Consider the following 5,530-nt stretch of genomic DNA (forward strand, 5'->3'; position numbering starts at 1 on the left):
GCGTCAGACCGCTCCCGCCGGCCGGCCCGGTTGCGCCGGGCGCCGCGCCGCTCACGGCCCCCACCCGGCGGCCTCGGAGGCACCGAACGGGGTGACGTCGAGCACCTGTCCGGGTTCGACGCGGGTCACCTCGGCCGGCACGTAGGCCAGGGCGTTGGCGTCGGCGAGGGCCTGCAGCACGTGCGAGCCCTGGCCACCGGCGCTGCGCACGACGGGCTCGCCCGCCTCCCGGTCGAGCAGCACCCGCACGAACTGGGCCCGCTCCGGCGGGGAGGTCCAGCCGTCGAGCACACGGGCCCGGACCGGCTCCGGCTCCGCGCGCTGCCAGCCGGCCATCGCGCGCAGCGCGGGCACGACGAACACGTGCGCGGAGACCAGCGCGCTCACCGGGTTGCCGGGCAGCGTGAACACCGGCACGTCGCGCTCACCGATGGTGCCGAAGCCCTGCGGCTTGCCCGGCTGCATCGCGACCTTGTCGAACTGCACGGTGCCCAGCCGGCTCAGCGCCGCCTTGACCGCGTCGTAGGCGCCCATGCTGACGCCGCCGGTCGTCACGATCGCGTCGGCGGTGCGCAGGTGCTCTCCGAGCGCGGTCAGAACGTCGTCCTCGGTGTCGCGCACCACGCCACCGGAGACGGCGTCGAAGCCCGCCTCCCGCAACGCCGCGGCGAGCATGAGGCCGTTGCTGTCGACGACCTGCCCGAAGCCGGGCACGGTTCCGGGAGCGACGAGTTCGTCGCCGGTGGACAGGCACACGACCTTCGGCCGGGGGTAGACGAGCACATCCACGGCCCCGCACGCCGCGATCAGCGCGAGTTGCCGGGCGCCGACGAACACTCCGGCGCGCAGCACGACGTCACCGGCGCGCACGTCCTCGCCCTCTCGGCGCACGTGGCGCCCGGGCGCGTCGGCGCAGGTCAACGTCACGACGTCCAGGCCGCCGTCGGTGAGTTCGACGGGGACGACGACGTCGGCACCGGCCGGCATCGGGGCTCCGGTCATGATCCGGTAGGCCTCGCCGGGCTCCAGCCGCAGGCGGCGGGTGTCGCCCGCCGCGATGTCGCCGCGAACAGGGAGCCGCACCGGTGGCGTGTGCCCCTCGTGCCCCTCGTGTTGGGTGCCCCCGGCGCACCCGCAGCCGGACCCACCGGGCTCGGGCAGCGCGGCAACGTCCGCGGCGGCCACGACATAGCCGTCCATCGCGGAGTTGTCGAAGCCCGGCAGCGGCACGGCCGCGACGACGTCGGCGGCGAGCACGCAGCCGTGGGCCGCGTTGACCGGAACCCGCTGCGGCTCGCCCCGTGAGACCGCCGCGAGAATGCGCTCGCGATGCCGCTCGACCGGGATCACCGCATGACTCCTACTCGTGTCGACGAGCGCGCGGGCCTCGCGCGTGTTGGGTAACCATAGCCGCCACGGGCGACAGCCAGCCCCCGAGCACAAGCACGCACGAGCAAACCCGCGAGCACGGGGCGAGCACGGGTCGGTCACGAAGACAGCATCGGGCGGGCACGTTCGGAGTGCGGGCACACTACGGGCATGACGAAGCGCACCGGGCCCCCGCGCGACCCAGACCCGCCGGACCCGCCGGACCCGCCGGAACCGCCGGACCCGCTCGACCCGCTGGCGGCACCGGACCCCTCGAAGCGTGCGCTGCGTTCCCGGCTGCGGGCGGCGCGCCGCGAACGCGACCTCACCGTCGACCCACCCACCCGGCAGCGGGCCGCCGCGGACCTGAGTCGGCACATCACGACCGAACTCCTGCGCCGGCACCCCCGACCGCGGCGCGTCGCGGTGTTCCTGTCCCTGCCGACCGAGGTGCCCACCGAGGCGCTGCTGGCCGATCTGCTGGCGGCCGGCATCGAGCCGCTGGTGCCGGTGCTGCTCGACGACAAAGACCTGGACTGGGTGGTGTGGACCGCCTCGGGCGACCCGAGCCGTCTATCCGAGCGGCTCGGGCTGCACGGGATCGCCTCGTGCGACGTCGTGTTCGTGCCGGCGATGGCGATCGACGCGCAGGGGCGCCGGCTCGGCCAGGGCGGCGGCAGCTACGACCGGGCGCTGCCGCGGCGTCGGCCCGGGGCGCCCGTCGTCGCGGTGGTCGCCGACGAGGAATTCGGCCTGCAGCCGCTGCCGAGCGAACCGCACGACGAGGCCGTCGACGCGGTCGTCACGCCCGGAGGCGGGTGGGTGGCCCTCCCCCTGCGCTGACGCCGCGCACGGTTCTGTGCAGTCCCGGGGCTGTCGCTACGGCAGGTCACTGGCCTGCGACCACCTGCATACCCCAAGATGACGCCAGGGACGCCGACGGGCGCGGTGCGGACGGGAGAGGCTCGTGGAGGCAGCAGGCGCGTTCACCGTCGACGGCCTGCGCATCGTGCTCACCGTGACGGCGGCGGTGCTCATCGTGGCGGTCGCGGCGGTCCGGCTGTCCGCGCGCACCGGGCTCCCCTCGCTGCTGCTCTACCTGCTGCTCGGCCTGATCATCGGGGAGGCCGGTCTCGGCATCGACTACGAGCAGGTCGGTCTCAGCCTCGTGCTCGGATACATCGCGCTCGTGCTCATCCTCGCCGAGGGCGGGTTGACGACGTCGTGGCACGACATCAAGGGGTCGATCGCGCCGGCGGCCATGCTCTCGACGGTCGGGGTCGTCGTGTCGGTCGCGGTCGTCGGCACCGCGGCCCACCTGATCTTCGACCTCGACTGGAACCTGGCGCTGCTCATCGCGGCCGTTGTCTCCTCGACCGACGCGGCCGCCGTCTTCTCCGTGCTGCGCGACGTGCGTCCCAACGCGCGGCTGTCGAGCATGCTGGAGGCCGAGTCCGGCTTCAACGACGCCCCGGTCGTGCTCATCGTCGTCGTGCTCGCCGAACGGATCACGACCGGCGGCACCGCGGAGCCGATCTGGGCGATCCCGCTGCTGGTCGCCCTCGAACTCGTCGGTGGCGCCATCATCGGGCTGCTCATCGGGTTCATCGGGTACCGGGTCATGGCGGTGCTCGGGTCGTCGGCCTCCGGGCTGTTTCCCATCGGCGTCATCTCGTGGATCGTCATCGCCTACGGGCTGGCGGCTCTCGCCCACACGAGCGGCTTCATCGCCGTCTACCTGTCGGCTCTCGTGTTGGGCAACGTGCCGCTGCCGCACCGCACGACGACCCGCGGATTCGCTCAGGCGCTCGGCTGGCTGGCGCAGATCGGCATGTTCGTCATGCTCGGGCTGCTCGCCTCGCCGTCTGAGCTGGCTCCGCAGATCGTGCCGGCGATCGGGCTCGGGTTGGTGCTGCTGCTCGTCGGCCGGCCGCTGTCGGTGTTCGCGTCCGTCGTGTGGTTCCGGGTCTCCCTGCGTGACCAGCTGTTTCTGTCGTGGGCCGGGTTGCGCGGGGCGGTCCCGATCGTGCTGGCGATGGTGCCGATCGTCGAGGGCGCCTCGGGGTTGGGGTGGATCTTCAACCTCGTCTTCGTGCTCGTCGTCGTCTTCACCCTCGTGCAGGCCCCGACGCTGCCGCTGGTCGCCAGGTGGCTGGGGGTGGCCGAGGACGAGCAGGCTCGCGGCCTCGACATCGAGTCGACGCCGCTGGAGGAGGTCGGTGCCGAGCTGCTGGAGATCCGCATCGGCACCCGCTCGCGGCTGCACGGCGTCGAGGTCTTCGAGTTGCGGCTCCCGGCCGGCGCGGAGATCTCGCTCATCGTGCGCGACGGGGCCCCGTTCGTGCCCACCGTCGAGAGCGTGCTGCATCGCGGTGACGCGCTGTTGCTCGTCGTGCCGGCCCCGCTGCGCGAGGCCACCGAGGCACGGTTGCGCGCCGTCGACCGCCTCGGGCGGCTTGCGGGCTGGTCCACGGAGCCGGAGCCGGGCTAACGCCGATCGGCTCATCACCTAGACTTCCGGTGATTCGCGCCGATGCGCGGCCCCGTCGAGATTGTCCTCGGAGACCCTTCATGCCCACGTACGCCTACGCCTGCACCGAGTGCGGCCACCGCTTCGAAATCGTGCAGTCCTTCACCGACGACTCGCTCACCGAGTGCCCGCAGTGTCACGGGCGGCTGCGCAAGCTCTTCAACGCCGTCGGCGTCGTCTTCAAGGGATCCGGGTTCTACCGCAACGACTCCCGCGCCTCGGGCTCGGGCAGCTCGGGTGGCTCCGGTGGCTCGGGCGAAACGTCCGGCTCGTCCGCCGGGTCCAACGGTTCGTCGGGGGCCTCCTCCGGGTCGGGCTCCACGGCGTCCTCGGGGTCGAAGGCTTCCTCTGGGTCGTCGGGGCCCTCCGGGTCCTCGGGCTCGTCGGGGTCGTCTGGGTCGTCGGGCTCGGGCGCGAAGTCCTCCTCGTCCGGCGCGTCCTGAGTCGGCTCGCGCGGCCGATCTGTCCACAGGCCGCGCGACGCCGTGTGGTTGTCCACAGGCTCGCGGCGGGGCCTGACGCCCGGGCGGATCGGCCCTAGGGTCGGCTCATGGCAACGGAGATGATCACCCACGTCAGCGACCCCGGCGTGCGCGCCCCGATCGGCATCATCGGCGGCTCCGGCTTCTACTCCCTGTTCGACGAGGCGCGCAGCGTCGACGTGTACACCCCGTTCGGCGCACCGAGCGAGTCGCCGGTCGTCGGCACCGTGGGTGGGTCCCCCGTGGCGTTCCTGCCGCGACACGGCAAGGGGCACCGTTTCGCGCCGCATCGCGTGAACTACCGCGCCAATCTGTGGGCGCTGCGGGCGATCGGGGTGCGCCAGGTGATCGCCCCCTGCGCGGTCGGGTCGCTGGTCGCCTCGCAGGGGCCGGGCACGATCGTCGTGCCCGACCAGATCATCGACCGCACATGGGGCCGGCCGCACACCTACTTCGAACGCGAGGGCGAGGTCGCGCACGTCGCGTTCGCCGACCCGTTCTGCCCACGCGGCCGGGCCGCCGCGATCGACTCGGCCCGCGAACTCCAGCGCACGCAGGCCGACGAACACGACGTCGTCGACACCGGCACGCTCGTCGTCATCAACGGCCCGCGATTCTCCACCCGGGCCGAGTCTCGCTGGCACGCCGCCGCCGGCGGCACGGTCGTCGGCATGACGGCGATGCCCGAGGCCACCCTCGCCCGCGAGCTCGGGCTCTGCTTCACCACGGTCTGCCTGGTCACCGACCTCGACGCCGGCTTCGAGACCGACGCGGGCGTCACGGCCGCCGAGGTCTTCGCCATGTTCGCCGACAACATCGGCCGCGTGAAGCACATCGTCGCGGGCGCGGCCACCGACCTCGCCGCCGATCTTGGCGAACTCGGTGCCACCGGCCGCGGCGACGGCGAGGCGGGCCCCGGCGACGGGGGCCACGGCGGCCCCGACGACACCGCCGACGCCGACAACCCCGACCCGAGCGCGGTGCGGCTCCCCTGCCGGTGCGCCGACGCTCTCGAGGGCATGACCGTGCCCTTCGACCTCCCGCAGTAATGGCCTCCGTCTCGCGCCCGGGGGTCTTCGCACGGCTCACGGGCGAGTCCGGCGTGCCCGGAGCCGGTCCGGCCGCGGGGCTGGCCGGGCTCTCGTCCCCC

General features: G+C 73.4%; 5 protein-coding genes and 1 pseudogene. 4 read left to right on the forward strand and 2 right to left on the reverse strand.

Features of this window, described 5'->3' with window-relative positions; genetic code table 11:
* Window positions 1-51: 51 nt before the first annotated feature.
* Complete coding sequence (gene glp / locus PINTE_RS20145) at window positions 52-1,350, reverse strand: molybdotransferase-like divisome protein Glp (protein WP_068434195.1); 1,299 nt, start codon at window positions 1,348-1,350, stop codon at window positions 52-54.
* A 189-nt stretch (window positions 1,351-1,539) separates the two neighbouring features.
* Between glp and PINTE_RS20150 the strand changes: the two genes are divergently transcribed.
* The 3 genes and pseudogenes from PINTE_RS20150 to PINTE_RS24935 form a co-directional block, all read left to right on the forward strand.
* Complete coding sequence (locus PINTE_RS20150) at window positions 1,540-2,211, forward strand: 5-formyltetrahydrofolate cyclo-ligase (RefSeq protein WP_068434197.1); 672 nt, start codon at window positions 1,540-1,542, stop codon at window positions 2,209-2,211.
* Window positions 2,212-2,335: 124 nt separating this feature from the next.
* A complete protein-coding gene (locus PINTE_RS20155; protein ID WP_068434199.1) occupies window positions 2,336-3,859 on the forward strand; it encodes a potassium/proton antiporter in 1,524 nt (507 codons plus the stop codon).
* Window positions 3,860-3,939: 80 nt separating this feature from the next.
* A pseudogene (locus PINTE_RS24935) lies at window positions 3,940-4,080 on the forward strand (FmdB family zinc ribbon protein); the annotation flags it as partial.
* A gap of 14 nt (window positions 4,081-4,094) precedes the next feature.
* On the opposite strand, the gene PINTE_RS24940 reads toward PINTE_RS24935, so the two are convergent.
* Window positions 4,095-4,397, reverse strand: a complete 303-nt coding sequence (locus PINTE_RS24940; RefSeq protein ID WP_068434201.1) for a hypothetical protein — start codon at window positions 4,395-4,397, stop codon at window positions 4,095-4,097.
* A 51-nt stretch (window positions 4,398-4,448) separates the two neighbouring features.
* On the opposite strand from PINTE_RS24940, the gene PINTE_RS20165 reads away from it, so the two are divergent.
* Window positions 4,449-5,429 carry an S-methyl-5'-thioadenosine phosphorylase gene (locus PINTE_RS20165; RefSeq protein WP_157087417.1) on the forward strand — a complete coding sequence of 327 codons (981 nt, stop codon included), beginning with the start codon at window positions 4,449-4,451 and terminating at the stop codon, window positions 5,427-5,429.
* The last annotated feature ends 101 nt before the right edge of the window (window positions 5,430-5,530 follow it).

Origin of the sequence: Piscicoccus intestinalis NBRC 104926 (assembly GCF_001515525.1) — a bacterium.
Classification (GTDB): domain Bacteria; phylum Actinomycetota; class Actinomycetes; order Actinomycetales; family Dermatophilaceae; genus Kineosphaera; species Kineosphaera intestinalis.